The sequence below is a fragment of the Accumulibacter sp. genome, assembly GCF_023806635.1.
Classification (GTDB): Bacteria; Pseudomonadota; Gammaproteobacteria; order Burkholderiales; family Rhodocyclaceae; genus Accumulibacter.
Genome location: NZ_JAMTDQ010000114.1, coordinates 21,326 through 48,222, shown reverse-complemented (window position 1 = coordinate 48,222; position 26,897 = coordinate 21,326). Strand labels below are relative to the sequence as shown.

Annotated in this window: 23 protein-coding genes; 9 read left to right on the top strand and 14 right to left on the bottom strand. The window is 67.4% G+C overall.

The window, feature by feature from the left end; translation table 11 throughout:
* From NFW30_RS19620 to NFW30_RS19555, 14 genes are all read right to left on the bottom strand, one after another.
* A partial coding sequence (locus NFW30_RS19620) for a nitrite reductase (protein WP_295372549.1) occupies window positions 1-1,157 on the bottom strand: 1,157 nt, incomplete at its 3' end.
* A gap of 554 nt (window positions 1,158-1,711) precedes the next feature.
* Window positions 1,712-2,650 carry a nucleoside recognition family protein gene (locus tag NFW30_RS19615; RefSeq protein WP_295372546.1) on the bottom strand — a complete coding sequence of 313 codons (939 nt, stop codon included), beginning with the start codon at window positions 2,648-2,650 and terminating at the stop codon, window positions 1,712-1,714.
* 226 nt (window positions 2,651-2,876) lie between these two features.
* Complete coding sequence (locus NFW30_RS19610; RefSeq protein ID WP_295355991.1) at window positions 2,877-6,386, bottom strand: YhaN family protein; 3,510 nt, start codon at window positions 6,384-6,386, stop codon at window positions 2,877-2,879.
* Window positions 6,383-7,648, bottom strand: coding sequence for a DNA repair exonuclease (locus NFW30_RS19605; protein ID WP_295355992.1), 1,266 nt, complete (start codon window positions 7,646-7,648; stop codon window positions 6,383-6,385). The genes NFW30_RS19610 and NFW30_RS19605 overlap by 4 nt, the downstream gene beginning before the upstream one ends.
* Window positions 7,649-7,730: 82 nt before the next feature.
* Window positions 7,731-8,996, bottom strand: a complete 1,266-nt coding sequence (gene murA / locus NFW30_RS19600; protein ID WP_295355993.1) for a UDP-N-acetylglucosamine 1-carboxyvinyltransferase — start codon at window positions 8,994-8,996, stop codon at window positions 7,731-7,733.
* The gene (locus tag NFW30_RS19595) at window positions 8,989-9,240 is read right to left on the bottom strand and encodes a BolA/IbaG family iron-sulfur metabolism protein (protein WP_295356052.1); all 252 of its coding nucleotides are present in this window, start codon (window positions 9,238-9,240) and stop codon (window positions 8,989-8,991) included. Before NFW30_RS19595 ends, murA begins: the two co-directional genes overlap by 8 nt.
* Window positions 9,241-9,993: an ABC transporter permease gene (locus NFW30_RS19590; RefSeq protein WP_295355994.1), complete on the bottom strand. Its 753-nt coding sequence runs from the start codon at window positions 9,991-9,993 to the stop codon at window positions 9,241-9,243.
* Entirely contained in the window at window positions 9,990-10,913 is a 924-nt protein-coding gene (locus NFW30_RS19585) for an ABC transporter ATP-binding protein (protein ID WP_295355995.1), read from the bottom strand. Before NFW30_RS19585 ends, NFW30_RS19590 begins: the two co-directional genes overlap by 4 nt.
* 25 nt (window positions 10,914-10,938) lie before the next feature.
* Entirely contained in the window at window positions 10,939-11,232 is a 294-nt protein-coding gene (locus tag NFW30_RS19580) for an STAS domain-containing protein (protein ID WP_295355996.1), read from the bottom strand.
* A complete protein-coding gene (locus NFW30_RS19575; protein WP_295355997.1) occupies window positions 11,229-11,843 on the bottom strand; it encodes an ABC transporter substrate-binding protein in 615 nt (204 codons plus the stop codon). Before NFW30_RS19575 ends, NFW30_RS19580 begins: the two co-directional genes overlap by 4 nt.
* 68 nt (window positions 11,844-11,911) lie before the next feature.
* Window positions 11,912-12,637 (bottom strand): VacJ family lipoprotein, encoded by a 726-nt coding sequence (locus NFW30_RS19570; RefSeq protein ID WP_295355998.1) that lies wholly within the window; start codon window positions 12,635-12,637, stop codon window positions 11,912-11,914.
* A gap of 16 nt (window positions 12,638-12,653) precedes the next feature.
* A complete protein-coding gene (mlaD, locus tag NFW30_RS19565; RefSeq protein ID WP_295355999.1) occupies window positions 12,654-13,124 on the bottom strand; it encodes an outer membrane lipid asymmetry maintenance protein MlaD in 471 nt (156 codons plus the stop codon).
* A complete protein-coding gene (mlaE, locus tag NFW30_RS19560) occupies window positions 13,124-13,936 on the bottom strand; it encodes a lipid asymmetry maintenance ABC transporter permease subunit MlaE (RefSeq protein WP_295356000.1) in 813 nt (270 codons plus the stop codon). The genes mlaD and mlaE overlap by 1 nt, the downstream gene beginning before the upstream one ends.
* The gene (locus NFW30_RS19555) at window positions 13,926-14,741 is read right to left on the bottom strand and encodes an ABC transporter ATP-binding protein (protein ID WP_034941900.1); all 816 of its coding nucleotides are present in this window, start codon (window positions 14,739-14,741) and stop codon (window positions 13,926-13,928) included. The genes mlaE and NFW30_RS19555 overlap by 11 nt, the downstream gene beginning before the upstream one ends.
* A gap of 133 nt (window positions 14,742-14,874) precedes the next feature.
* On the opposite strand from NFW30_RS19555, the gene NFW30_RS19550 reads away from it, so the two are divergent.
* Genes NFW30_RS19550 through NFW30_RS19510 form a run of 9 tightly spaced genes read left to right on the top strand, consistent with a single transcriptional unit; the run spans window position 14,875 to window position 26,896 of the window.
* Window positions 14,875-16,332 (top strand): sigma-54 dependent transcriptional regulator, encoded by a 1,458-nt coding sequence (locus tag NFW30_RS19550; protein WP_295356001.1) that lies wholly within the window; start codon window positions 14,875-14,877, stop codon window positions 16,330-16,332.
* Complete coding sequence (locus NFW30_RS19545) at window positions 16,329-17,969, top strand: AAA family ATPase (RefSeq protein ID WP_295356002.1); 1,641 nt, start codon at window positions 16,329-16,331, stop codon at window positions 17,967-17,969. Before NFW30_RS19550 ends, NFW30_RS19545 begins: the two co-directional genes overlap by 4 nt.
* A gap of 43 nt (window positions 17,970-18,012) precedes the next feature.
* Window positions 18,013-19,830 carry a type II and III secretion system protein gene (locus NFW30_RS19540; protein ID WP_295356003.1) on the top strand — a complete coding sequence of 606 codons (1,818 nt, stop codon included), beginning with the start codon at window positions 18,013-18,015 and terminating at the stop codon, window positions 19,828-19,830.
* The gene (locus tag NFW30_RS19535) at window positions 19,827-21,086 is read left to right on the top strand and encodes a tetratricopeptide repeat protein (RefSeq protein WP_295356004.1); all 1,260 of its coding nucleotides are present in this window, start codon (window positions 19,827-19,829) and stop codon (window positions 21,084-21,086) included. Before NFW30_RS19540 ends, NFW30_RS19535 begins: the two co-directional genes overlap by 4 nt.
* 51 nt (window positions 21,087-21,137) lie before the next feature.
* Window positions 21,138-22,850 carry a type II/IV secretion system protein gene (locus tag NFW30_RS19530; protein WP_295356005.1) on the top strand — a complete coding sequence of 571 codons (1,713 nt, stop codon included), beginning with the start codon at window positions 21,138-21,140 and terminating at the stop codon, window positions 22,848-22,850.
* Window positions 22,851-22,854: 4 nt separating this feature from the next.
* Complete coding sequence (locus NFW30_RS19525) at window positions 22,855-24,057, top strand: type II secretion system F family protein (RefSeq protein ID WP_295356006.1); 1,203 nt, start codon at window positions 22,855-22,857, stop codon at window positions 24,055-24,057.
* 4 nt (window positions 24,058-24,061) lie between these two features.
* Window positions 24,062-25,609, top strand: coding sequence for a hypothetical protein (locus NFW30_RS19520; protein WP_295356007.1), 1,548 nt, complete (start codon window positions 24,062-24,064; stop codon window positions 25,607-25,609).
* Window positions 25,606-26,334, top strand: coding sequence for a hypothetical protein (locus tag NFW30_RS19515; RefSeq protein WP_295356008.1), 729 nt, complete (start codon window positions 25,606-25,608; stop codon window positions 26,332-26,334). The genes NFW30_RS19520 and NFW30_RS19515 overlap by 4 nt, the downstream gene beginning before the upstream one ends.
* 52 nt (window positions 26,335-26,386) lie before the next feature.
* Window positions 26,387-26,896, top strand: coding sequence for a hypothetical protein (locus NFW30_RS19510; RefSeq protein ID WP_295356009.1), 510 nt, complete (start codon window positions 26,387-26,389; stop codon window positions 26,894-26,896).
* Window position 26,897 lies beyond the last annotated feature (1 nt).

The window sequence follows — 26,897 nt, the reverse complement described above, 5'->3', positions numbered from 1 at the left end:
CCGTTCGCGGGATGAGCGAGCGCCTCAGCCCTCTGGGAGAGGAAGACGTAACACGCGCCACGGCCTGGGTGGGGTGTCTTGCCAACCGCCACGACTGCCGCCAGCTTGCCGTCCTTGGTATCGATGACGGCGATCTTGTCCGACGCGTTCGCCGCATCCATGAAGTAGCGGCCCGTCGACTCGAATCCACCATCGTGCAGGAAACGCGGCGTCTTGATCATCTTGACCTTGAGATTATCGAGATCGCTGTAGTCGACCAGATGTACCATGCCGGTCTCCTTTGCGTTGACGAGGAATTCGGGGTGGTGATGCGAGGCGACAATTGCTGCGACGCGCGGTTCGGGGTGGTACTCGTTGGTATCCGAAGTCATGCCGCGGGTGCCGATGACCTTGAGCGGCTTGAGCGTATCGCCGTCCATCAGCGTATATTGTGGCGGCCAATAGGTGCCGGCGATCGCGTAGCGGTCCTCGTAGCCCTTGAACTTGGAGGTTTCGACCGATCGCGCTTCTAGGCCTACCCGGATCTCGACGACAGGCCCGGGTTTCTCCATCCAGAGGTCAATCAGCACGATCTTGGCGTCGCGTCCGATGACGTAGAGGTAGCGGCCCGACTTTGATATGCGCGAGATGTGGACCGCGTAGCCGGTGTCGATCACGTCGACAATCTTCTTGCTGGCGCCGTCGATGAGGGCGATCTTGCCGGCATCACGTAGCGTCACCGAGAACAGGTTGGCCAGATCCAGGCTGTTCATCTTGCTCTTTGGGCGCTGTGATGGCGGGACGATCAGCTTCCAGGTGGCGTTCATTTCCTTCAGGCCGAACTCCGGCGGGGTTGGCGGCTCATGCTGGATGTAGCGCGTCATGACGTCGACTTCGTGGTCGCTGAGCGTGCCGGAACTTCCCCAGTTCGGCATCCCTTGCGGCGAGCCGTAGAAGATGAAGGTCTTCAGGTATTCGGAGCCTCGTTCAAGGGTGATGTCGGTGGTGAGCGGTTTGCCGGTCGCACCCTTGCGCAGTACCCCGTGGCAGCCGGCGCAGCGCTCGAAGTAGATCTTCTTCCCTACCTCGAAATCGGCTTTCGTCATGGGTGGGGACTTCGGATTCAAGGTCTGGACCATGTCCGCGCCGCCAACCGGTGAGGAACCGCCGATCTGCATCGGTCCTTCCTCAAGTGCCTTCGACTTTTCGGGTTTGCCCTCCTGGGCGCCGACGTTGCCGATCGCGACAGCGAAAGCAGCCAGGGCCGCAGTCCACGTTCTTGTTTGTGTCTTTTTCATGATTCTCCCTCCCGAATGGTGTCGCGATTTTTCTCCCTGGTCACGCAACGATCTTCAGGCCTGAGCAGTGCCTGTTGGTGGCGGGGAGCCCTTGTTGTCATGCGATTGCCGACGACAGGGATCCGATTGAAACACCGAGTAAAACAGTCGGTCATTGATGCATGTCATGTTTGAATCAACCCAGAGCACGCATGACATGGCATGGCATGGTATGGCGATGGCGGGCAAGCAGCCATCGCCGACCCGCCGCTTGCGCGGGGTTCTGGGGATCCAGTCACCAAGCGCTGCGGCGGATTGGGCAGGGCCTCTGCCCCGCAGAATCGGAATCGTGAGCGAGTCGAGGTGGCTGATCTCTCGGGTCTTGATGCGGTGTGCGAGGCCGTGATCGGCCGGCTGGCGGCCAAGGCTTTTCCGGTTGCCGATCCGACCGCCCCTCAGCCGCAGAAGGCATGCCCAGCAGTGCGCAGGACGATGCCGACGCAACCGCCGAGCGCGGCCGGCTTCCAGACGGCGCCCACGCGCCGGCCGGCGGAGATGAGGAAAGCGACGCCGGGCAGGTCGAAGGGGTTGATCAGGAAGCCGGCACTCGCATTCAGCAGTTCGACGCTGATCTGGTCGCCACGGCGCATCTCGTCCATCACCCCCATCATCGCCGTGCCGCCAGCCAGGTACTTGGTGAGCGAGGGCAGGATGAGGGCCGGCTCGATCGCGGCCAGGGCAAGCAGCGGCGTCAGCCACTGCGTCAGCAGGTCGATGACGCCCAGCCGCTTGAGCGCGCCGACCACCACCAGCGACAACACCAGCATCGGAATGGCGCCGATCGCGATCCTGAACGCCTCGGCGCCGGCGAGGTTGATCGTGTCGAGGACACCCTTGGCGCCGGCAGCCGAGGGATGTTGCAGGCTTTCGTCGACATTCTCCTCGGCAGCGGAGAGGTGGCGGCCGAAGATGTGATAGGTGGCCGCGGCGGCGGCCAGTCCGCCAAGCAGCGAAAAGGCCAGCGTGGTTCCCAGTTGCAGGCCCATGGTCATCATCGGGAACGCGGCATTGGCCTGCGCCATGGCGAAGATCATCGCCAGCGTGGCGGCGAGGTGGCGGTCGGAGGTACCGCGCTGCTCCATCATGCTCAGGGTGGCGATGGGGGCAGCGAAGCTGACGAAGTTGATCTGCAGGGCGGCGAAGACGCCCATGCCGTTGAGACCGAATGGCTTCAACGCCGGCGTCAGCCTGCCGACCAGCGTGTCGAGGATGCCGCGGGCTTCGAGCAGGCGCATCAGGCAGAGCATGACGACCATCACCGGCAGGAGAACGAAGAGGGACAGCTCGACGGCCGCACGGCCAGCCTTGAGGATGATGTCGATGATCATTTCCATGGCGCGCCTCCAGTCGTCCGTTGTTCGGCCAGATCAGTGAGGTGAAAGTGCGCGCCGGGCGGCGCAGCCGGCGGCGCGCCTGCACCTGCTGTCTGCGCGTTCTGCCGGCCGCCGGCGCGGCGGCATCCTGCGGCCGCGTGCGCGGGGCCGTGGCGCGAGGCCATCCGGAACGTCACCGCCCAAGCTGCCGGCGACCGTGCCCGCCGGACCGTGGCCGTTGCCCGGCTCACGCCGACAGGCGGTGCGAGCGGTAGGCATCGCCGCCGATCGCCGCGGTGGCGACGTCGAGCAGGTGCTCGTGATGCGTCAGGAAGAGCACCTGCGTTCGCCCGGACAGCTCCGCCAGGACCCGGAAGGTGGCGGCAGCCGCCGCATCGTCGAACTGGATCGTGATGTCATCGACGATGACCGGCAACGGTTCACCGTTGTCGAGATGGCCTTCGATCGCTGCCAGCCGCAGCGCGAGGAAGAGCTGGTCGCGGCGACCGGTGCTCAACTGTTCCATCTGCAGGCGCTCGCCGTCGGCGCGCGTTGCCTTGAGGATCTGCCGTTCGTCGTCGTAGTCGACGACGACGCCGCGGTAGCGGCCGCCGGTGATGGTGGCGAAATGGCGTGACGCCCTGTCGATCAGCGGTGCCTGGTTGCGCTTCTGGTAGGACTCGATGACCTGTGCCAGGACTGCCGCGGCGATGCGCGTGGCCGCGTAGTCGGCAGCCAACTCGCCGATGCGCGCGGCGTGCTGCGCCATCCGCTGCTGCGCGCCGGCGGCGGTGGCCGAACCATCCATGGTCGCGAAACGCTGCCGGGCAGCGAGGTAGCTCTCGTGACACCGCTGCACTTCGGCGGCATTGCGCTCGTTCTCCTGCGCGTTGCCGGCCAGCGCTGCGGCGACGGCATCGGGCTCCTGGCCGGCCGCCTGCCTGAGCACTTCCGGCAGAGGCAGGCCGGCCGCGCGGACGAGTCGCGCTTCGATGTCGAGAACGGCGGCGACCAGCGCGGCGCGTTGCGCGCTGCGTCCCTCGACCAGCTCGAGGCGCTCCTGCGTGTCACAAGCGGCCTGCTGCAGCAGCCGGTCAATCACCCTCGCCGCTTCGCCGGCCGTCAGGCGGGCTACGGCGATGGCGCGCCGTTCGTCGGCGACCTGTTGCTTCAGGGTGTTCCTCTTCTCCTGCAGAGAACGCGTCTGGCTCAGTTCGCGATAGAGCTCACCGGCGAGATAGTCGGCACTGCGGCCGTCGGTCGGCAGTGGCTCATCGCGGACCCGCTGCCAGGTCGTCGCGAGACGGATCTGGAAGTCGTCGATCTGGATGCGCGCGTCTTCCTGCTCCTTGCGCGATCGTTGCAGGGCGTCGTGCGCCTGCGCGAGATCCGCCAGCTGCTGCAGGCGCGCGGTCGCCTCTGCTTCGCTGGCGTCGGTGGCGAGCCGGATCGACGCCATCGCCGCCGCCCAGCGGGCCGTCCATGCGGCGACTTCGCGACCACTGGCGGTGGCGGCGGCCTCGGCATGCAACAGCAGCGCGCTGGCGTTCGCCAGGCTGCTGCCCTTCAGTTCGCGTTGCGTCCGTCGCTCGGCGTGCCGGCGGGCGATCGCCCGCGCCCGCGCCAGGGTTTCCGACAGGCGTTCGCCCGTTGCCGCGGCGGCCGCTTCACTTCGGCCTGCGAGTTCGCCAAGCCGGTTGCGGACGTCCTGCGCCAGCCGACGCAGCCTCTCCGCCTCTTGCCGCTGCGACTGGCAGGCGTCGAACTTCTCCTGCCAGGCTTCCCGCTTCGCCATCCAGGCGGCCGCTTCGCCGATCGTCAGCGCCGGCAGGCCGTTCGCCACGAGCAGCGCCGCCCAGCGGCGCTCGAGCTCGTGTGCGTCGCTGGCGAGCGCGGCGGCGCGCTGGCGGTCCAGAACGAGGGCGCTTGCCATCTGTGACTCGCGGACGCGGAAGCCGGCGTAGCGGGTGGCACGTTCGGCGTCGGCGAAGAGGTCGTCGGCAGCCTCGTCGGCAAGGTTGACGGCCAGCTCGTAGGCCGCGGCCGTTGGCGGCGGTTCGGCGGCGACGGTTTCGTCGCTGGCCGGCAGGAAACGGCGGCGCAGTTCCAGCCACAGGGCGTCGCGCGTCGCCCGCAGGGCGTCGATGGCTTCCCGCGTCGGCACGCTGCCACGCACCTCGAGCCCCTTGATGTCGCCGCGCAACGCGGCGAGGTCGTCCTCGAGCTTCTCGATCGCCTCACGGAGCGAGCGCGCCCGGCGGCGCAGTTCCTCATCCTCCTGCCGGAAGGCCTGCAACTCGGCAACGAGCGGCAGCGTCGTCCGCGCCACGGCTGCCGCCGTCGGCAGCCGCAGGCCGCGCGCGTCGCTTTCGAGCCGGGCTGCCGCTGCCGCCGCCTCGCCGTCGAGCTGCTGCGCCCGTGCTTCGGGATCGCCGTGATCGGCAATCGAATCGAGGTAGTTGCCGAGGTCGTCGCTCGCCGGCGTCTGCTGCAGGCCGTCGATTGCCGCCTTGAGCTGGGCGACTTCGAGCCTCCTCGCGTGCAGGCTTTCAAGATCGGCCTGCTGCTTCGCATTGAGCGTTGCGCCGCTGGTGATCAGGGAGCGGATCCTGGCCGTTCGCGTCGGATCGGGGATCCATTGCTGCGTCTCGGCAGGCTCTGCGTCGCCGGCGATCTGCCGGCTGAGGCGATCGCGGTGGTGGCGGGCGGCGGCGCTGGCCGCTTCGGCCCGGGCCGATTGCAGGCCGGCCTCGCGGTAGGCTGCCGTGGCGTGGTGAATCGCCTCGATCGCTTCGCCATGGGCGAGGACGGCGTCGTTGACGCGGATCGCCGCCAGCTCGTCCTGATGCTGCCGCAGGCGCGACGCCGCCGCGCGTTCGGCGGCGAGCGCCTCCGCCTTCTGCGTCACGGCCGCCACCCGCTCGCTCGCCGCTGACGGCGGCAGCAGCGGCACGTCGGCGAGTGCGGCGAGCTGCTGCCGTGCCAGCCCGAGCGCGGCGACATCCGGGAGGATCGCCGCCAGCCGCTCCAGCCGGCGTGCTTCCGTGTGCAGCCGCAGCTGCTCGGCGCGGGCGGCTTCGTAGTCGGCGGCTGCGGCTGCCATCGCCGACCGTGCCGCGCTCCAGTCGAGCGGCCGCACGGCGGCTTCGCGTGCCTGCCGCCGGCTGTCCTCGTGGTCGGCCAGCGCCCGGTAGATGGCCGACTTCGATGCCCGCGGCTTGAACAGGCTCTCCGCCTCGCTCTCGAGCCGGGCCCGCAGGGCGCGGATCGAGCCGAGACCGGCGCCGGCCTCGAAGAGGCTTTCGCCGGCGTCGCCACGGCCCTGCGCCAGCGCCTCGCCGCCGCGCACGAGGGCTTCGTGGTCGAGGCTGAACATGGCCATGAAGAGTCCCTGACCGAGCCCGCCGAGCCAGTCGCGCAGCCGCTCCTCGGGCACGGCTGCCGCCAGTTCGACGGCCGTATCGGGGTCGTAGGCGAGCAGGGTGTTGACGCGGCCCTTGCGTCGCATCACCGCCAGTCGCTCGCCCGCTCGCGACGCGAGGACGAGACCGACGCGCAGCTTCGGGTTGCCGTGCCGGTAGCCGTCGCGGGAGGTTTCGGGGATGCCGAAGAGGGCGCCGTTGATCGCTCGCCAGAGGGTGGTCTTGCCGGCTTCGTTCGGGCCGCAGATGAGCTGCAGGTCGGCGCCGCCGGCGAAGCTCAGGCGCTGGTTGCTGAAGTGTCCGTAGGCCTTGAGGTCGATCTGCTCGATCCTCATCGGGTGTCCTCGGCGGCGATCACCGCCAGCAGGCGCTCGCGCGCAGCCGCCAGCGCGTCGGCCAGCGCTGTGGGGGAATCCAGAGCCCAGCCGCCGTCGCCGCCGCGCAGATCGGGCGGGAGCTTCTGGGCGAGATCGGCGAGCGCGCCTGCGGCGAGCGACTGCAGGGCCGCCGGATCGCCGGCCAGCGAGTCGAGCGAGCGGAGCAGCAGGCCGATCGGATCGTCGCGCCGGGCCAGCCGCTCGAGGTCGAGCGGTGCCGTCACTTGGACGCGGACCTTCTCGAGCCAGGCCTGGCCGGCGGAGGCCTCGCCAACCGAGGCGGCGAGCTGCGCCCGCAGCGCTTCGCGGTCGGTGACGAGCTGCCGATGCAGCGGCCCGTGCCCGACCAGCGTCAGGCGAATCGCCAGCAGCCGCCCCTCCGCCGCTGCCTGCAGCGGGCGCACGGCGGCCTGCACGGCGGCGTGCAGGTCGTCCGCGCAGTCGAGTCCGGCGATGTCGATGACGAGTTGATGCCAGCGCGCGACGTCGGTGGTGACGAACTCGACCGAACGGATGCCGACAGCCGGCTCGCCCTCGACGACCATGCAGCCCTTGGCGCCGGTCTCGCGCGCGTGCCGCCCCTGCGTGTTGCCGGGAAAGACGATCCACGGCGCTTCGCGGACGATCTCGCGCTGGTGGACGTGGCCGAGGGCCCAGTAATCGTAGCCCTTGTCGGCCAGGCGCTGGGCTGTCGTTGGCGCGTACGGCTGGTGTCCCTCACGGCCCGACAGCGCGGTGTGCAGCAGGCCGATGTTGAGCAGCCCGTTGCGCGGTGCGGGGTAGGCGCTGGCAAGGTCGCTGCGCACCGCCTCGCTGGCAAAGCTCTGGCCGTGGATTGCCACGCCGAGGTCTTCGAGCACCTGCGTCGCCGGGTTGCTGGCGGGAAAGCTGCAGACGTTCTGCGGCAGCGGCACCGACCGCGTCAGCTTGCTGAGTGCATCGTGGTTGCCGTAGCAGAGGAAGACGCGGATGTCGGCCGTTGCCAGGCGGCGCAACTGCGCGGCGAAATGCAGGCCGGTGTTGAAATCGGGCCAGTCGCCGTCGAAGATGTCGCCGGCGATCAGCACGCAGTCGGCGGCGCGCTCGATGGCGAGGTCGACGACGTTGGCGAAGGCGCGGCGGGTGGCGTCGCGCATCTCTGCGGCCGGCGCCCCGTCGTAGAGTTCGAGGCCGCGCAGCGGGCTGTCGAGATGGATGTCGGCGCAGTGGATGAAGCGCATGCGGGTCTCAGTCGCCGGGCTGGCGTGCGGCACCGTTCATCTGCCGCGCGCCGCTGCCGGCAAGAACGGGTTCACGCGGCGCTCAGCGGACGCGTCGGACGATGGCGCCGAGCTGCCCGAGCTTCTCCTCGATCCGTTCATAGCCGCGGTCGAGGTGGTAGATGCGGTCGATCAGCGTCTCTCCATCCGCCACCAGACCGGCAATGACCAGGCTGGCCGACGCGCGCAGGTCGGTCGCCATGACTGTCGCCCCCTGCAACTTCTCGACGCCGGTGACCATCGCGTTGCTGGCGTCGATCCTGATGTCGGCACCCAGCCGGATCAGTTCGACGGCGTGCATGAAGCGATTCTCGAAGATCGTCTCGCGGATCACCGCCGAACCCTCGGCGATGCAGTTGACGGCCATGAACTGCGCCTGCATGTCGGTCGGGAATGCCGGGTAGGGCGAGGTGCGGACGCTGACCGCCTTCAGACGCCGCGGCGCCACGAGGCGGATCGCCTCGCGCTCGGCGACGATCTCGCAGCCGGCGTCGAGGAGCTTGTCGACGACGACGTCGAGGTAGGCGGCCGAAGTGTGGGTCAGCCGGACGCTGCCGCCGGTCGCCGCTGCCGCACAGAGGTAGGTGCCGGTTTCGATGCGGTCGGCCATCACCGTGTGCGATGCGCCATGCAGGCGCTCGACGCCGTAGACGCGGATACGGTCGCTGCCGGCGCCGGAGATGCGCGCGCCCATCGACACGAGGCAGTCGGCGAGATCGATCACCTCCGGTTCGCGGGCGGCATTCTCGATCGTCGTCTCGCCGTCGGCGAGAACCGCCGCCATCATCAGGTTCTCGGTGCCGGTGACGGTGACCATGTCGGTGACGATGCGGGTGCCTTGCAGGCGCCGCCTGCCGCCGGCAATGCGGGCATGGATATAGCCGTGCTCGACCTGGATCTCTGCGCCCATTGCCTGCAGACCGCGGATATGCTGCTCGACCGGTCTGGCGCCGATGGCACAGCCGCCCGGCAGCGACACCCGGGCCTCGCCGTGGCGCGCCAGCAGTGGACCGAGGACGAGGATCGACGCGCGCATGGTCTTGACCATGTCGTACGGGGCGAGCGGATTGTCGAGGTTGCGACTGTCGAGGACGACTTCGGAAGTCCCCTCGCGGCTGACCTGGACGCCCATCTGCTCGATCAGCCGCAGCATCGTCGCCACGTCCCGCAGTTGCGGCACGTTGCGCAGATGCAGCGGTTCGGCGCTGAGCAGGCTGGCGCAGAGGATCGGCAGGGCGGCGTTCTTGGCACCGGAAATCGCGACTTCGCCGGCGAGCCTCCGGCCTCCCTCGATCAGCAGCTTATCCACGCCGGACACTCCGCCACTCTTCCGGGGTCTGCGTCTTCATCGACAGCGCGTGCAGCTCGCCGGAGTCGAAATGCTGCTGCAGGATCCGGTTGACCAGTTGCTGGCGCTGCACGCGGTTCCTGCCGGCGAAGCTGGCGCTGACGATCAACGCCTCGAAGTGGTGGCCGTCGCCGCTGACCTGCAGGTGTTCGCAGGGCAGGCCAGAGGCGATCAACTCTTGGACTCGTTCAGGGTGCATCATGATTCAGGATCTCAGTTTGTAGCCGCTGCGCAGCAGCAGCAGCGTGGCTGCCGATACCAGGGCGAAGCTGCTGCCGACGACCGCCAGGCTGGTCTCCGGCGGCACGTCCGAGACGCCGAAGAAGCCGTAACGAAAGCCGTCGATCATATAGAACACAGGGTTGAAATGCGATACCTGCTGCCAGAAGCCGGGGAGCGAATGGATCGAGTAGAAGACGCCGGAGAGCATGGTCAGCGGCATGATCAGGAAGTTCTGGAAGCCGGCGAGCTGGTCGAACTTGTCGGCCCAGATGCCGGCGATCATCCCCAGGGCGCCCATGATCCCGCCGCCAAAAAGGATGAAGACGAGAATCCACAGCGGTGCCTCGACCGCGGGCACGGCAAACCAGATCGTCGCCAGCAGCACGCCGGTGCCGACCATCAGGCCACGCAGCATGGCGGCGACGACGTAGGCGAGGAAGAACTCGCCGTAGGAGATCGGTGGCAGCAGGACGAAGACGACGCTACCCGTCACCTTCGACTGGATCAGGCTCGACGAACTGTTGGCGAAGGCATTCTGCAGCGCCGACATCATCACCAGACCGGGGATCAGGAAAGCGGTGTAGGGGACGCCATGCACCTGCACGTGCGCTTCGAGAACGTGCGCGAAGATCAGCAGGTAGAGCAGCGCCGTCAACACCGGTGCGGCAATGGTCTGGAAGCTGACTTTCCAGAAACGAAGGACTTCCTTGTAGAGCAGCGTGCGAAAGCCGGTCATCGGTCGTTGCTCTGGCTGTCGGCAGCGTTGTGCATGACGCCGAGGAAAACATCCTCAAGATCGCTCTGGGTCAGCCGCAGCTCGTCGATGACACAACCTGCCTGCCGCAGTTCGGCCAGCAGCCGCTCGACCTCGCGGGCTCCGGCAAGCGGGAAGGCCCAGTACCCGTCGACCCTCGTTGCCTGCACGGCCAGGTGTCGTGGCAGCGCTGCCGGCGGCGCCAGGCGCAGGCTCAGCGTCTGCCCGGCGAAGCGAGCCAGCAGGTTGGCGGTCGAGTCGAGCGCCACCACGCGCCCCTGCTTGAGCATGGCGATGCGGCCACAGAGCGATTCGGCTTCTTCGAGGTAGTGCGTCGTCAGGATCACCGTGTGGCCGTCGCGATTGAGACGACGGACGAACTGCCAGAGGCCCTGCCGCAGTTCGACATCGACGCCAGCGGTCGGCTCGTCGAGGACGATCACCGGCGGCTTGTGCACCAGCGCCTGGGCAACCAGCACCCGCCGCTTCATGCCGCCGGACAGCCGCCGCATGTTGGTGTCGGCCTTGGCGACGAGATCGAGGTTGGCGAGGATCTCGTCGATCCAGTCATCGTTGTTGCGGATGCCGAAGTAGCCCGACTGGATGCGCAGCGTCTCGCGGACCGAGAAGAAGGGGTCGAAGACCAGTTCCTGTGGCACCACGCCGAGCAGGCGGCGGGCGGCGCGGTAGTCGCGGACGACGTCGTGCCCGAGGACGGCCAAGCTGCCCGCGTCCGGCCGGCTGAGACCGGCCAGGCAGGAAATCAGCGTCGTCTTGCCGGCGCCGTTCGGCCCCAGCAGGCCGAAGAACTCACCCTCGTCGATCCGCAGCGATACCCCGGCGAGTGCCTGCACGGCGGCGAAGCGCTTCTCGACGCGATCGATGGCAACCGCAACGCCCATTGGTCGTGGCAAGCAGCGGGCCGCCTCAGGCCAGCGGCAGGAGTTCGGCTACGCCGTAGAGCGAGGCCAGGCTGAGCAGGCTTGCCGGCGGATTGATGATGCGCAGCTGCAGACCACGTTCGCCGGCGGTGCGCAACCAGGCGAGGATCAGGCTGACGGCCGACGAGTCGACTTCGCCGACCTCGGCGAGGTCGAGGACGGTGAGCGACGCCGCCGCACGGGCGTGCAGGCAGCTGCGTCCGGCAGCGAGCAGTGAGCGTGCGTTGGCGATCACCATCGGCGCGCTGACTCGCAGCCCGCCGTCCGTGCCGACGATCATGACTTGCCTGCCTGGAGTTCCTTGTTGCGCTTGCCGAGCAGCGCGATCAGGCCGTCGATGCCATTGCTGCGAACCTCCTGGCTGAAGGTGTCGCGGTAGTTCGTCACCAGGCTGACACCGGCCACCCGCACGTCGTACACCTGCCAGCCGTCGCCCTGCTTCGCCAGTTCGTAATCGAGCTGGACCGCCTGGCTGCCGGGCTGCACCACCTCGGTACGGACGACGACACTGCTGTCGTCGGGCTGCAACCGGGTCGGCTTGTAGACGATCCTCTGGTCCTTGTAGGAGGTCAGAGCGTTGGCATAGGTGCGGACGAGCAGCGTCTTGAACTCCTCGGCGAGGCGTGTCTTCTGTTCGGGCGTCGCCTTGTTCCAGTCCCGCCCGACGGCAAGGGCCGTCATGCGCTGGAAGTTGAAGTAGGGCAGGACCTTCGTCTCGACCAGGTCGATGGCCTTGCGCGTGTTGCCGCTGCGGATATCCTTGTCCTGGCGGACGACGGTGAGGACGTCGTCGGTAACCTTGCGGACGAGGGCGTCCGGAGCGTTTTCCTGTGCCAGTGCGGGCGTCAGGTTGCAGAACAGGGCGAACAGCAGGGCCAGTGCGAACTTCATGATCGTTTTCCAGACAGGGATGGTTTGCCGGTGCACGCCCGGTGGGTCGTGGCAGTCTCGGTGGAGGTCTAGCGCGCCGGTTCGTCGACGATCACCTCATGCGGTTGCGCGCCATCGAAGATCTCGCTGCGGCGGTGCTGCAGGTAGGCGTCCCGGATGTATTCATAGCGGTCGAAGGCGGCTTCCTCGACCACCTTGTCCGACGGCAGCAGGCTGGCGCGCAGGTTGATGTAACGGGTTGCCGCGAGACTGTTGCGCAGCGCCACGTCGTCGAGGTGCCAGACCGGATCGACATAAACGTCGACCATCCAGCCGAAGGTGTCGCGCGTCGTCCGCGGTCCGATCAGCGGCCAGTAGAAGAAGGGGCCGTCGGCGACGCCCCACTTGCCGAGCGTCTGGCCGAAATCCTCCGAGTGCTTCTCCAGACCCATCTCGCCGGCGATGTCGAAAGCGCCGCCGATTCCCAGCGTGCTGTTGATCAGCACCCGGCCGAGATCGGAAGCGGCGTCCTGGCCCTTGCCCTGCAGCACGTTGTTGACCGCGGTCCAGGCATCCCAGATGTTGCCGAAGAAGTTGCCGATGACCACCTTCAGCGGCAGCGGCGCCGCTGCGTCGTAGCCCTGGGCGACCGGCTTGATGACGACGTCGAGCCCCTCGTTGACGGCAAACATCGCGCGGTTGAAGCCCTCGAAGGGATCCTTCGGATTGTTCGCCGTCGTCGCACAGCCGCCAAGAGCGACGAGCGCGGCGGCGCAGGCCAGGCAGGACCAGCGGCTCCTCAGTTGCGTTCCCATCGTTCGGTTCCCCCTTCTATTTTTCGCTCGGTCCTTCGGACGCCTTGTTGAACATGAACTGACTGATCAGCTTCTCCAGCACCACTGCCGATTGCGTCTTGCCGATCACTTCGCCCGCCTTGAGCATCGCCTCGTCACCTCCCGGATCGAGGCCGATGTACTGTTCGCCGAGCAGCCCGGCGGTCAGGATCAGGGCGAAGGTGTCCTTCGGAAAGCGGTAGCGGCCGTCGATGCTGATGGTCACCACAGCTTCGTAGGATTCGGCATCGAAATGGATGTCCACGACCCGGCCGACGACGACACCGGCGCTCTTCACCGGCGCACGCACCTTCAGGCCACCGATGTTAACAAACTTGGCGCGCAGCGGGTACGTTTCGGCAAAGTTCGCCGCCGACAGGTTGCCGACCTTGAGGGCGAGGAAGAGCACCGCCGCCATTCCCAGGACGACGAAAACACCGACCCAGAGGTCGAGCAACTTGCGACTCATCAAGCCTCCCGGAACATGAACGAGGTCAATACGAAGTCGAGCGCCAGGATCGCCAGCGCCGACTTGACGACGGTGCCCTTGATCGAAGCGGAGATACCTTCGGCTGTCGGCAGGGCGTCGTAGCCCTCGAAGACGGCGATCAGCGATACCGCGATGCCGAAGACGAAGCTCTTGACGATGCCGCTCCAGATGTCGTAACGAAAATCGACCGATGCCTGCATCTGCGACCAGAAGGCGCCCTCGTCGACACCGATGAAGACGACGCCGATCAGATAGCCGCCGAGGATGCCGGCGGCGGAGAAGAGCGCCGCCAGCAACGGCATCGAGATGACCCCGCCCCAGAAGCGCGGCGCGACGACGCGGGCGATCGGATTGACCGCCATCATGTCCATCGCCGTGAGCTGCTCGGTCGCCTTCATCAGTCCGATCTCGGCGGTGATCGACGATCCGGCGCGCGAAGCGAAGAGCAGGGCAGCGACCACCGGTCCGAGCTCGCGCACCAGCGACAGGGCGACGAGGACGCCAAGCGCCTCGGCCGAACCGTAGCGCTGCAGCGTCTCGTAGCCCTGCATGCCGAGCACCATGCCGATGAACAGACCGGAGACGAGGATGATCAGCAGCGACTGGAAGCCCGAGAAGTAGATCTCGCGGATGGTCAGGTGCAGACGGCGGAACGACTGCCCCGACTGCAGCAGCACCGTCAGGAAGAAGCGGGTCGCGAAACCGAGGCGGAGCAGGCCGTCGACCACCCGGTGGCCGATGTGCCCGAGCGTTGCGACGATGCGGTTTTCTGGCCGGGCATCATCCGCCATGTGCGTGCCTCGCGAGCAGTTCCTGCGCCAATGGCGCGGCCGGATAGTGGAACGGTACCGGTCCGTCGGCCTCTGCGTGGACGAACTGATGGACGAAGGGATGCCGCGACGCGCGGATCTCGTCCGGGGTGCCGAGCGCGATCACCTTGCCGTCGGACATGAAATAGATGTAGTCGACGATCAGCAGCGACTCCTGGATGTCGTGCGTGACCATGATCGTCGTCGCGCCGAGGGCATCGTTGAGCCGACGGATCAACTGGCCGATGATGCCGAGCGAAATCGGGTCGAGACCGGCGAAGGGCTCGTCGTACATGATCAGCATCGGGTCGAGCGCGATCGCCCGGGCGAGGGCGACCCGCCGCGCCATGCCGCCGGAGAGCTCGGCCGGCATCAGCCCGTGCGCGCCGCGCAGGCCGACGGCGTTGAGTTTCATCAGCACCATGTCGCGGATCAGCTCTTCCGGCAGGTCGGTGTGTTCGCGCATCTGGTAGGCGACGTTGTCGTAGACCGAGATGTCGGTGAACAGCGCGCCGAACTGGAAGAGCATGCCCATCCGCCGCCGCAATGCATACAGCTCTTCGTCGTCAAGCTGAGGTACCGACTGCCCGTCGACCCGGATCTCGCCGCGGCTTGGCTTCAGCTGGCCGCCGATCAGCCGCAACAGCGTCGTCTTGCCGCAACCGGAACCACCCATGATGGCGACGACCTTGCCGCGCGGGATCTGCAGGCTGATGCCGTCGAGGATCGGGCGATCTTCGTAGGCAAAATCAAGACTGCTGATCTCGACAAGGTTTTCGGCTGACACGCGTGCATCCGGGGAGAAAAACGAGGGCGAATTATACCTGACGCTTCATCGCCTTACCGTGATTTACTTGACGTTAATATAATTGTGGAATAATGATGCAACCGCCACCAGCCCCCGTGACGACACGCTTTCGATGCTCAGCCACCCCGCAACCGCATTGCCCGAGAAGCCCCTGTTGCTGATCGTCGATGACGATCCGCTGATCTGCGACACCCTGAGTTTCTCGCTGAGCAAGCCGTTCGAGGTCGTCACCAGCCATTCCCGGCCGCACGCGCTGCAGATTCTGCGGCAATTGCGCCGGGCACCGGAGCTGGCACTCGTCGACCTCGGCCTGCCGCCGGTGCCGCATCGCCCGGACGAGGGATTCGCGCTGATTGCCGATCTCATCAAGCTGGCGCCGGCGATCCGCATCGTCGTCCTTTCCGGACAGAGCGATGCGGGCAACGCCCGCCACGCGCGCACGCTCGGCGCCGCCGATTTCGTCGCCAAACCCTGCAACCCGGGCGACCTGCAGCAGGTGCTCGAGGGCGCGCTGGCCTTTCGCGCCCTCGACGAGCAGCAGCGCGAAGGCGTTTCGCCGCTGATCGGCAACAGCCCGGCGATGCAGAAGCTGCGGCTGCAGCTGCGGCAGTACGCCGACCTGCCGTTCCCCGTCCTGATCGAGGGAGAGTCCGGCAGCGGCAAGGAGATCATCGCCTCACGCTGCCTGCACCATGATACGCGGCGGCGCTACCGGCCGTTCCTGGCGCTGAATTGTGCCGCGATCTCGCCCAGCCTGGTCGAGGCGACGCTCTTCGGCCATGCCCGCGGCGCCTTCACCGGCGCCGCAGCGAGTCGCGCCGGCTACTTCGACGACGCGGCCGATGGCACGCTCTTTCTCGACGAGATCGGCGAACTGGCGCTGGATCTGCAGGCGAAGCTGCTGCGCGTCCTCGAGAACGGCGAGTATCAGCGCATCGGCGAGACGCAGCGGCGCGTCAGCCGCGCGCGCATCGTCGCCGCCACCAACCGCGACCTGCGCAAGGAGGTCAAGGCCGGCCGCTTCCGCGCCGATCTCTACCATCGCCTCTCGGTGTGCTCGATCGCCGCGCCGCCACTGCGCGAGATGGGTGACGACAAGCTGCTCCTGCTCGAGCACTTCCGCCAGCACTACGCCGCGCAGACGCAGCAGCTCCCCTTTGCCCTGGCGCCGGAGGCGGCAAGCCTGTGGGGCGACTACCCCTTTCCGGGCAACGTGCGCGAGTTGCGCAACGTCGTCATCCGCCTGGCCACCCGGTATCCCGGACAGATCGTCGATGCGGCGGCGCTCGAGGCGGAACTCGATCTGCCGGACGACTCGCCGGCCGGTGGCGATGTCCTGCCGGCACCCCTCGACTCGGGTACCAGCGACGCCATCGTCGCCGCTGCGACGCAGCGTCTGCGGCAGCGCGAACCCTTCTGTCTCGATCGCCTGCTCGACGCCACCGAGCGCGGCTACATCGAAGCGGCGCTGAAGCTGGCGCACGGCAACGTCAGCCAGGCGGCACGTCTGCTCGGAGTGCACCGGACGACGCTCTACAACCGCATGGCAGCGACGGCGCGCGAGACATGATGTACCTGGAGCATTTCGGGTTGCAGCAGGCGCCCTTCCGCATCACGCCGCACACCGAGTTCTTCTTTGCCGGTGCCAACCGGGGGGCGACACTCGAAGCGCTGATCTACGCGATCACCAACGACGAAGGCATCGTCAAGGTCAGCGGCGAGGTCGGCAGCGGCAAGACGATGCTCTGCCGCATGCTGCTGGAGAAGCTGCCGGAGAACGTCGAGACCGTCTATCTCGCCAATCCGATGCTGTCGCGTGACGAGATTCTCTTCGCCATCGCCGCCGAGCTGCGTATCGATCTCCCGGCGGGGCAGGGACAATTGCTGCTGCGCGCGCTGCAGGATCACCTGCTCGAAATCTATGCCGCCGGCCGGCAGATCGTCGTCCTCATCGACGAGGCGCATGCGATGCCAGCCGATGCGCTGGAAGAGATTCGCCTGCTCTCCAACCTCGAATCGAGCCGCCACAAGCTGCTGCAGATCGTCCTCTTCGGCCAGCCGGAACTCGATCAGCGGCTGCGCGAGAGCGCCATGCGGCAGCTCAACGACCGCATCACGCACAGCTTCAGCCTCGCGCCACTGCACCGCAGCGATGTCGCCGCTTACCTGATGTTTCGCCTGCGCGCCGCCGGCTATCGCGGCCCCGACCTGTTCAGCCGGCGTGCCGTCCAGTTGATCAGCCGCAGCTCCGAAGGCTTGACGCGGCGCATCAACATCCTCGCCGACAAGGCGCTGTTGGCCGCATTTGCCGCCGGCCGGCATCAGGTCGACGCCGCGCAGGTGCGCGCGGCGATCCGTGATGCGCAGTTCCAGCCGATCGCCGGCCGGGCGCGCGGCCGCTGGGCGTGGGCCGCCGTCGCCGGTATGGCGATGCTCGGCGTCGCCACGGTCGCCTATCTTGCCGGCAGCCACAGCGCCGGTAGCCAGGTCCGGTCGCCGCCGCAGGCGAAGGCAGACACGGCGGTGACTGGCGAGTCGGCGCCGGCGAGCACGCCGGCGCCGCTGCCGCCGGCGGCCGTGGCCACCGTTGCGGTGGCCACGGCCGCGCCCGCTGTCGCGACGACGGCGACGGTCGCGGCGGTGCCCGCCACTCCGGCGGCTTCCGCCGCGCCGGCCACGCCAGCCGCTCCAGCCACACCGGCCACACCGGCCACACCGGCCACACCGGCCACTCCGGCAGTCCCGCCGCCGCCGGCGCTTCCGGTGCGCGCGACGGTCTGGTCCGCGGCGCCGGCTGCGAGCGCTGCCGCTGCCCGGGCGCCGAGTCTCGCACAGCGCCTCGCGGCGAGCGAGGAGTGGCTGCGCCGGACTCCGGACAGTCACCATTTCATCCAGTTGCTCATGGCCGATGCCGGCAGCCAGCGCGAAATCGATGATTTCATTGCGAAAAACTCAAAGGTTCTGGATCCGGGTCAGGTCCGCGTGTATCGCTCGCTGCTGGCCGGCAGGGAGCGGCTGGGGGTGATCTATGGCGACTATGCCTCGCGCGAGGAAGCCAACGCCGCCCTGGCGACGCTCGGCGAACTCTCGCCGGCGAGCCGGCCCTACGTGCGCTCGGTTGCGCGGCTGCGTTCCGGTGGCCCCGTCGCCACTCCGGCCGCTCCTGCGGAAGGTAATAAAAATCATGCACTTGTGCCGAAGTCCTGACGTGGTATGATCAGCTTTCCCTGTCACCGGAGCGAGCCTGAGCGTGTCCCCGAGAAGCCTTGACGCCGTCGTGTTGCTGCTGGTGCTCGCCGCCTGCACGCCGACCACCCTGAGCACCGGGCCGTCGCCGGGGCACCTGCAGGCTGAGGCCGTGGCACGGCCGCCGGGTGCCATTCCGCAACCGGTGCAGCAGAGCGCCGCGCTGCCGCGGCCGCGCTCGACCGCCCGCACCGAGACCTACAGCGTCGTCGTCAACAACGTCAAGGTGCACGACCTGCTGTTCGCGCTGGCGCGCGACGCGAAGATCAACGTCGATATCCATCCCGGGATCACCGGCACCGTCACCCTCAACGCCATCGACCAGACCCTGCCGCAGTTGCTCACGCGCATCGCCAAACAGGTCGACATGCGTTTCGAGATGGATGGTCCGAACCTCGTCGTGATGCCGGATTCGCCTTACCTGAAACACTACAAGGTCGATTACGTCAACATCTCGCGCGAAGTGACCAGCGTCTTGTCGACCAACACGCAGATCTCGACGAGCGCGCTGGCGACCGGCAGCGGCGGCGTCGCCGGCACCGGGAACACTTCGCGCATCCAGATCGACAACAAGTCGAAGAACAGCTTCTGGCAGTCGCTGGAGAAGAACCTCAAGGACCTGCTGTACGAGACCGACAAGGTCTTTCCCGAAGGATCAACCGAAACCGTCACCGAGCAGAGTGCGTCGCAGAGTACCACTGGCACCGGCGCGGCGCCTCCGGCCGGCGCGGCGACGCGGCTCGGCCAGGCCGTGCAGAACCTGGCCGGCAGCCCGAACCCGGCCGTGCTGCAGAACACCGGCGCCACCCTCATCAAGCGGATGACCTTCCGGGAAGCGGCATCGGTCATTGCGAACCCTGAAGGAGGCGTGATCACCGTCCGGGCTACCGCTCGCCAGCACGAGAAGGTCCAGGAGTTCCTTGATCGGGTGATGGGCAGCGCGCGGCGGCAGGTACTGATCGAGGCGACGATCGTCGAGGTGACGCTTTCCGATGGCTACCAGCAGGGTATTGAATGGAGTCGACTCAGATCTGACGACACCGGCTTCTCGCTCACGAAGCCGACCCTGACAACCAACGTGCCGAGCGTTGTGCAGCCATTTAAGCTTCGGTACGCCGGCACCAACCCCCTCCAACTTCTGGCTGCGGTCGACCTCCTGCGCGCCTTCGGTACCGTGAAGGTGCTGTCCAGTCCGAAACTGGCGGTACTCAACAACCAGACGGCGACCCTCAAGATCTCTGAGGATTTCGTGTATTTCAGCGTGAAGCAAGAGCTCTCTAACGGCAACGATTTGGTTGGCGCCCGGACGATCAAGGCCACGACGACCACGCCGCAGTCCGTCTCGATCGGTTTCTTCATGAGCCTGACAGCGCAGATCAGTGACACCGGCACGGTCACCCTCAACGTTCGGCCGTCGATCTCCAGCATCGCCGACCTGAAAAGGGATCCGAATCCTGACCTGACGGTTCCGAATATGGTTCCCCAGATCCGCATGCGCGAGATCGAGTCGATGATGCGCCTCGAGAGCGGCGACATCGCGGTTCTCGGCGGCCTGATGGAGGATCGCCTGGACAACCGGCTGGGGCGGCTACCGCTTCTCGGCGACATCCCCTTCCTTGGCGAGGTATTCAACAACCGTAACAACTCCTCAACCAAGACGGAACTCGTCGTCCTGCTGCGCCCGACCGTGATCAAGGACGCCTCGCTCGAGGGCGACTTCAGCAGCTTCAGGGACTCGCTGCCGGACCGCGAGTTCTTCCGCACCGATCAGGTCTATCGGCCATTCTCGCTGCCCGAGCGGCCTGCGGAGCCGCTCCGGTGAGCCTGCTGATGGATGCCCTGAAACGGGCCGAGGAAGCCAAGAGGCAGGCCGCCGCCGGCGCGCAGCCGGCTGCGCCGCCCGAGTTGAGCCTCGATCCGCTGGAAACGCCGGCGACCGTATCGAGTCGCTCGTTGCCACCGCTGTCGCGGCACCTCGATGCGGTGGACGCCGATCTTGCCGCCAGCGTCGGTGGGCCCCTGCCGCGGCGCGGCAGCGCGGCAGCGGCGGCAGCGGGGGACGACCGCGGCACTGACGACGCCGCCCGGACGGCGGTGAAAAACGTCTTTGCCGTCAAGCAGGAGCCGCGCCCGCGGACGTCGCTGTGGCTCTTCGTCGGTCTGGGTGGCGCGGCGGCGCTGGCGATCGCCGGTTATTTCTGGTGGCAGTTGCAGGGCCTTGCCGGCGGCTCGCGGGTTGTCCCGCCGCCAGCGGTGGCGGTGGTCCAGCCGCCGGTCGTCCCGGCAACCGCCAGCCCACCACCGGCTGTCCCGCCATCGCCAGCGGCGATCGCGCCGCCGCCCACGGCGCCGCCGGTGCCGGCCGCGGGCTCGTCGCCGTCGCCGCAGGCCGTGCCGGGTCCGGCTGCGCCGCCGGCGGCGGCGCCTCGTGAGCGCCGCCAGCGGGACGAGCGCGCCGGCAACCTGCCGGCTGACGATGCAGGCGTCGTCCGTTCCGCCAGTCGCCGTCCGCACGCCGAGCGGACGCTCGACAGGGCCTACGAGGACTGGCAGGCCGGCCGCCTCGACGAGGCCCGGGGCGCCTACGAGCAGGCGCTGCGCAGTGATCCGCGCAATGCCGACGCACTGCTCGGACTGGCGGCGATCGCGCTGCGCCAGGGCCAGCTCGAGCGGGCACAGAACCTCTACCTGCGGGTGCTCGAATCGGATCCGGCAGACGCCACGGCGCAGGCGGCGCTGATCAACCTGCACGGCGGCGGTGATGGCGGACAGTCTGAGAGCCGTCTGAAGACGCTGCTGGCGGCGCAGCCCGATTCACCGCCGCTGCACTTCGCCCTCGGCAACCTGTATTCCCGGCAGCGTCGCTGGAGCGACGCGCAGCAGGCGTATTTCCAGGCCTATGCACTCGATCCCGACAATCCCGACTATCTCTTCAACGTCGCCGTCAGCCTCGACCACCTGCGCCAGGGCAAGCTGGCGCTGCAGTACTATCGCATGGCGCTGAATGCCGCCGACCTCAGTCGCGCCGCTTTCGACCGCAATGCAGCCCGGCAACGAATCCTTGAACTGCAGCCCTGAGGCGCTGCCCGTGCCGCTTCCGCCGCATCAACCTGGTCCGCCGGCGCAGCCATGAACGCTCCCACCATCCACCCGCATGCGCGGCCGCTGGGCCAGATCCTGATCAGCAAGGGCATCCTCAGCGAAGACCAGCTGCGCATCGCGCTGCTCGAGCAGATGAAGTCCAACCGGCCGATCGGCAAGTTGCTGGTGGCACTCGGCTTCGTCTCCGAGGCGACGCTGCGCGACGCGCTGTCGGAAAGCCTGGGCAAGCAGAGCGTCGATCTGTCGAAGGCGATCATCGATCCCTCGGCGCTCAGGCTGGTGCCGCGCGACCTCGCCAAGCGCCACCACCTGCTGCCGCTCGATTACGACGCCGCCAACCAGTGCCTGACGGTGGCGATCGCCGACATCAACGACATCGTCGCCCTCGACCGGATCCGCGGGCTCGCCGGCGACGACCTCGAGATCAGCACGCTGCTCGCCGGCGAGACCGAGATCGACCGCGCGATCGACCTGTGCTACGGCTACGAACTGTCGATCGACGGCATCCTGCACGAGATCGAGACCGGCGAGATCGACTTCCGTGGCCTGCAGTCCTCGTCCGACGAGTACAGCCAGCCGGTCGTGCGGCTGATCGATTCGATCATGACCGACGCCGTCAAGCGCGATTCTTCCGACATCCATTTCGAGCCGGAGGCGAGTTTCCTGCGCATCCGCTACCGCATCGACGGCATGCTGCGGCAGATCCGTTCGTTGCACAAGACCTACTGGCCGGCGATGGCGGTGCGTATCAAGGTCATGTCGGGGATGAACATCGCCGAGACCCGCGCGCCGCAGGACGGACGCATCTCGCTCAGCATGCGCGGCCGGCAGGTCGATTTCCGCGTTTCGGCGCAGCCGACGATCCATGGCGAGAACATCGTCCTGCGCATCCTCGACCGGCAGAAGGGGATCGTTCCGCTCGAGGGTCTCGGCCTTGCCGAGCGCCAGCTCGACCTGCTCAAGCTGATGATCGCGCGGCCGGAGGGGATCATCCTCGTCACCGGGCCGACCGGCAGCGGCAAGACGACGACGCTCTACTCGGTGCTCAACCACATCAACTCCGAGGGGGTGAACATCATGACCCTCGAGGATCCGGTCGAGTATCCGATGACGCTGGTGCGGCAGACCTCGGCGGCCGAGTCGGTCAAGCTCGATTTCGCCAACGGCATCCGCTCGATGATGCGCCAGGATCCGGACATCATCCTGGTCGGCGAAATCCGCGACGCGGAGACCGCCGAGATGGCGCTGCGGGCGGCGATGACCGGCCACCAGGTCTATTCGACGCTGCACACCAACTCGGCGATCGGCGCCATTCCGCGCCTGCTCGACATCGGCATCCTGCCCGACATCATGGCGGGCAACATCATCGGCATCATCGCGCAACGGCTGGTCCGACGTCTCTGCGTGCACTGCAAGGTTCCCTATCAGGCCGAGGCGCACGAGGCGCACCTGCTCGGCAAGCTGGTCGACGGGCCGCGGCCGGTCATCTATCGCCCGAGCGGCTGCGAGCGCTGCGAGTTCCAGGGCTATCGCGGGCGGCTGGCGATCATGGAACTCATGCGCATCAATGCCGACATGGACGAACTGATCGCCCGCCGCAGCACGCTGCGCGAAATGCAGCAACTGGCCCGGCACCAGGGGGTCGTCACGCTGGCGGACGATGGTCTGCGGCGTGTTCTCGACGGTTCGACATCGCTCGAGGAAATCGGGCGCGTCGTCGACCTGACCGACCGGATGTAGGTCCATGCCGCTGTATACCTACAAGGCGGTGAGTCCGGACGGTCGCATGGTTTTCGGCCGCATCGACGCGATCAACCTGGTCGACCTCGATCTGCGCCTGCGGCGCATGGAACTCGACCTGGTCAGCGGCGAGCCGCTGAGCAATCGCAGCCTGCTGCGCAGTGGCGGCATCCCGCGGCGCGAACTGATCCACTTCTGCTTCCATCTGCAGCAGCTCGTCCGTGCCGGCGTGCCGATTCTCGAGGGGCTCACCGACCTGCGCGACAGCCTCGAGCATCCGCGCTTCCGCGAAGTGGTCGCCAGCCTGATCGAGTCGATCGAGGGTGGCCAGACGCTGTCGCAGGCGATGGAGAGCCATCGCCGCGTCTTCGACGCGGTCTTCGTCAGTCTCGTGCGCGCCGGCGAGGCGACCGGCCGCCTGCCGGACGTGCTCAACAGCCTGAACGAATCGCTGAAGTGGGAGGACGAACTGCTGTCGCAGACGCGGAAGATGGCCGCCTACCCGGCCTTCGTCGGTTCGATCGTCATCGCCGCGACGCTTTTCCTGATGGTCTACATGGTGCCGCAGCTGCGGCTGTTCGTGAAGAGCATGGGACAGGTGCTGCCGCTGCAGACGCAGATCCTCTTCCTGGTGTCCGACCTGCTCGTCGCCTACTGGTACCTGCTGCCGACGCTGCCGCTGCTCGCCTTTTTCGCCGTGCGGTTGCTGCTCAACCACAACCCGCTGGCCAGGTTGCGCTTCGATGGCCTCAAGCTGCGCGTTCCCGTGCTCGGCAACATCCTGCGCAAGATCATCCTGGCGCGCTTCGCCAACACCTTCGCGCTGCTCTACGCTTCGGGCATCCCGATCCTCGAGTCGATCCGGACGACGCAGGGCGTCGTCGGCAACCTGGTGATCCGCCAGGGGCTGGAACGGGTCGAGCAACTGATCGTCGAAGGGCAGAACGTGACCGCCGCCTTCCACGGTACCGGTTTCTTCCCGCCGCTGGTGATCCGCATGCTGCGCGTCGGCGAGAACACCGGTGCGCTCGACGAAGCGCTGCTCAACGTCAGCTACTTCTACAATCGTGACGTGCGCGAATCGGTGCAGAAGATGCAGCAGCTGATCGAGCCGCTGCTCACCCTGCTGATGGGCGGCATGCTCGGCTGGATCATGCTCTCCGTGCTCGGTCCGGTCTATGACGTGATCAGCAAGATCAAGACCTGAAGCCATGCCTGCCCGTCGCCTGCTCTATCTCAGCGCGCACCAGCTGACCGCCTGCCTCTGGCACGCCGGTACGCTCAGCGACGAGGGATCCTTCGACTTCACGGAGGACGGGCGCCTGCGCTTTCTCCGTTACCTCGAAGGCAAGCGCAAGAGCCTGTTCTGGCTCCTTGCCAATGTCGCCGACGAGGGCTTCCATGTCGAGAAGATCCCGTTCCTGCGCGGCGACGACCGCAAGGCGGTGATCGCGCGCAAGCTCGGGCAGCACTTCTTCAGTGCGACGCTGACCGCCTCGCTCTCGCTCGGTTACGAGAAGTCGCGGCGCAAGGATGAACGCGTCCTGCTCGCGGCGCTGACCAACAACGAGTTCTTCGCTCCCTGGCTGGCGGCGCTCGCCAGCTCCGGGGTGGCTCTTGCCGGCGTGCATTCCGTGTCGATGCTGGGGGCCACGCTGCTGCGAAGACTGGGTGTCGCCGACGAGCGCTGCCTGTTGCTGACGATTCAGGACCAGTCGATCCGGCAGAGCTACCTCGAGAAGGGGCAGCTTCAGTTCAGCCGCCTCAGCCCGCTGCCGAACAGCAGCATCGGCGGCATCGCCCAGACCTTCGCAGCCGAGGCGCGCAAGTTGCAGCAGTATCTGGTCAGCCAGCGTCTGATCGCCCGGCAGCAGCCGATCAGGGCCTGCCTCGTCGCCCATCCGCAGGCCATCAGTGCGATCCAGAGCACTTGTGTCGACAGCGACACGCTGTCCTTCGCCATCTTTGACCTCGAGCACTGCGCGCAGCACAGCGGCCTTGCGACCTTGCCGACCGACAGTCGCTGTGACCGCCTGCTGCTGCACCTGCTGGCCAGCGACCCGCCGCGCAGCCAGTTCGCGAATGATCAACAACGCCATGGTTATGACCTCTGGCTCGTCCGTTCGGCGCTGCAGGGGGCCGGTGTCGTTGCGCTGGCTGCCTGCCTGCTCTGGGCCGGCAAACAGGCTTACGATGCCCATCAGGTCAATCAGGAGGTCGATCTCCTGGTCAGCGAAACGGCGCTGGCGCGTCGACGTTACGACGAGATCGTTCGCACCTTCCCGCCGATAGCGACGAGCAACGACAACCTGCGGCGGGTGATCGATCGCTACCTCGAGGTGGAGAGAAGCGCGGGATCACCGGACTACCTCTGGCGGGAGCTCGGTCGCGCCCTGGGCGTTGCGCCGGCGATCGAGCTCGATGCGCTCGACTGGAAGCTCATGCCGGCGCCGGCGCCGGCGTCGCGGTCGCTCGTCGGCGGTGACGGCAAGGGCCGGGCGCCGGCAGCGCCCGGCGACGAGACGCTCGTCGTTCGCGGCAGTATCCGGCTTGGTGACGACAGCAACCCGCGTCAGGTGCTCGCCGTGTTCAACCGTTTCCTCGACGCGCTGCGACGCAACCCGCAGCTCGAGGTCGAGGTGCAGCAGCAGCCCTTCGATGTCGAATCAGGCAAGGCGCTGAAGGGTGGTGACGCAGCCGCCGGGGAACGGCAGCCGCGCGCCTTCCGGCTGCAACTGCGGCGGGTGTCCGGGGCATGAAGTTCAGCGCCGAAGACTGGCCGAAGGTCCAGACCAGCGCGCTGCTGGCATTGCTCATGGTCGCCGTCGGCAGCGTCGCCCTGTACGCCGCGAACCGCTTCCACGACGCTGCCGAGCGGGCGCGAACGGTCGCCCTCGCGCAGCGCAGCGAGGCCGATGGCAAGCTGCGGCGGGTGCGCGAAGAGGAGAGCGAGATCAAGCACAAGTCGCTCCTCTTCAACAGGCTGCAGGAGCGTGGCATGATTGGCGCAGAGCCGCGGCTGGAGTGGATCGAGCTGCTCAACGACATTCGTGACCGGCACCGCCTGCTCGACCTGCGTTACGAGCTGTCGCCGCAGCGGCCGCTGGACAGCGCCGAGGTCGGCGATTTCGCCTTCCATCTCAGCTCGATGAAGATCGACCTGAAGTTGCTGCACGAGGAGGATCTCAGTCGTTTTCTCGCCGATCTGCGGCAGCAGGCGAGGGCGCTGATCCGCATCAACCGCTGTCACGTCGAGCGGCTGCCAGCCGGCTCGGAGGAGCGTTCCGGCGGCCGCGCCAATCTGGCGGCCGAGTGCGAGATCGACTGGCTGACGGCGCGTGAGGCTGCCAGGAAGCAGCAGCCCGACGACGGCCGCGGCTTGGGTCGCCAGGGCACGGCGGCGGGCGTGACCAAGTCGGCGCGAGAGGTAGGGGCAGATGAGGGGTGGACAGCTGATGCACAGGGCATGGCGCGCGGCCGATGAAGCCCGCTGCGGGCGAGCGTGTGGCGCGAGCGCCACGGCGGACGGGTGGGGAATGAGTGTGCGACGCTGCGCCCTGGCCGTACGGCTGCTTCCCTCGCCACCGCGGGCATGGGCTGTCGGGCGCTGGCTCGCCAGCGGCATGCCGCTGCTCTGCCTGTGGCTGGCGATGCCGTTGCCGGTGGCCGCCGAGGAGGCGCTCGATCGCCTCTTCTTCACCCCCGAGCGACGGCAGCAGCTCGACCGCCAGCGGCAGAGCAACGCCCTCGACCAGCAGGCGGTCCAGAGCGAGCCGACGCTGACCATCGACGGTGTCGTGACGCGCAGCAGCGGCCGGCGAACGGCCTGGATCAACGGCATCCCGCAGAGCGAAGGCGACGTCGGCAGCGGCGTCAGAGTCCGCACGCAGCGGGCCGATCCCGGCCGGGTCGTCATCGGCACCGATGCGCTGCCGGCAACCAGGGCACGCGTCGGGGAGACGGTCAACAGCAGCAGCGGCGAGACGCAGGATCTGCTCGATGGTGGCACGATCGTCGTTCATCGTCGCCCGACAGCGACGAGATAGC